Genomic DNA, 1,727 nt, shown 5'->3' with positions numbered 1-1,727 from the left:
CACGGATTCACCCCCGGCGACCAGGCCGTTCTCACAGAGCTGGCCGGTACGGCCGGCTTCCGCGACGCCGTCACGGGCCTCGCGTTCACAGTGTCACGGAGCGAGAACCCCGTACACACCCTCACCGCCATCGACAACCTGGTGACCGGCCTCGGACTCCACGCCACAGTCCTCGTCAAACTCGCCGCCGACGACCCCGGCTCCGCCGAACACGACGACCCCTCAACAGCCCACCGGGTCGCGGAGACACTCGTCGCGGCCTACGAACTGCACGGACTCGACATCAACCTCGACACATTCGGCGACATGGACCGCGGCTACTTCCCGCGCAACGGACTCACCGACCGCCGCTCCAACCTGCGCCAGGCAGGACTGGTCGCCAAGCACCTCACAGCCGCACTGCCGAACCGGACAGACCGCGCACCCGCCCTGACCCAGCACCGGTCCGACGAACTGACCTGGACCGACTTCGGAGACGGCGTCGTCGTCATCCCCGAGAAGCCGTGCACGTGGGACACAGCCCGGTCGGCCATAGGCACCACCATCGATCCCCACGCACAGGTGATCGACCTCATCACGGGACGCGTGACAACCCTCAGGGACACACAGAGCACCACCACCTGCGACGGCCCAACACTCGTACTGAAAGTGACCGCATGACCGCGCAGGACGGGGACGGGAAGCAACCACAGGACGACACACCGATCTCATTCTGAAATGCACAGCAAGCCCGATACCGATTCATCCATTTTTCAACCGATTCACGTTGAATTTGATGAGGGCCACGTGCCGCCGGCAAGGGTGCCTGGACGCACGGATTACTGGAGGCAAGATGCCATCGACCAATGCCGCGACCAAGCCGAGGGCGGACCGCGCACGGGGCGCCCGGCCCGACCGGCGAGCTTGGGGCGTCGTGATCCTGTTGTTCGTGTTCTACACACTGAATTTCGCCGACAAGGCCGCGATCGGGATCGCCGCCGGGCCGATCCGTGAGGACCTCGGTCTGTCCGCAGGTCAGTTCGGACTCGCCAGCAGCGCCTTCTTCTGGCTCTTCGCACTCGGGGCCGTCTCCTTCACCGTGGCCCTGCGGTGGATATCCTTCAAATGGGCCGCCGCATTCCTCATGGTGACGTGGGTCGTGAGCATGGCACCACTGACTATGCCCACGACTTTCGGTGTCCTCCTCGTCTCGCGGATCGTTCTCGGCTTGTTCGAGGGACCCACGCACGCGCTCTGTCAGAGCATCGTCGCCGACCGCTTCCCGCCGGAGAAGCGGGCCTTCGCGGGCGCCGTGGTCAACACCGGCTCCTCTGTCGGGCCACTGATCTGCGCACCCGCACTGACCTGGCTGATCGTGACCTACTCATGGCACGCCGCGTTCATCGCGCTGATCGCGGCAGGGCTGCTCTGGCTCGTCGTCTGGCTGCTCTGCATCGAACGACAGCCTCTGCGCAAGCAGCCGACGCTCGACGACGCGACCGACACCGACCCCAACGGCCACATAGACGTCCCCTTCACCACCCTGCTGAAACTCCGCAGCTTCTGGGGACTGGCGATGCTGTCATTCGCCGGGTACCTCATCACCTCGCTCAAGATCTCCTGGCTCCCCGCCTACCTCAACGAGGGGCTGGGCTATGCCACCACCACCGTGGGCACGCTCATCACCGTCCCCTACATCTGCGCGATCGCCGTGCTGCTCGGTTCGGGAGCGGTGTCGGGCCGACTGC

Annotated in this window: 2 protein-coding genes; both read left to right on the top strand. The window is 65.4% G+C overall.

Annotation, left to right across the window (positions count from 1 at the left end):
• The coding region (locus tag ACWF94_RS39990; RefSeq protein ID WP_453500130.1) for a hypothetical protein at positions 1-660 on the top strand (660 nt) is incomplete at its 5' end.
• Positions 661-832: 172 nt separating this feature from the next.
• Positions 833-1,727, top strand: an 895-nt coding sequence (locus ACWF94_RS39985) for an MFS transporter (protein WP_453500128.1), incomplete at its 3' end; no start/stop codon positions are given.

Source organism: Streptomyces sp. NPDC055078, assembly GCF_053607985.1.
This window is presented reverse-complemented; position numbering and strand designations above follow the sequence as displayed.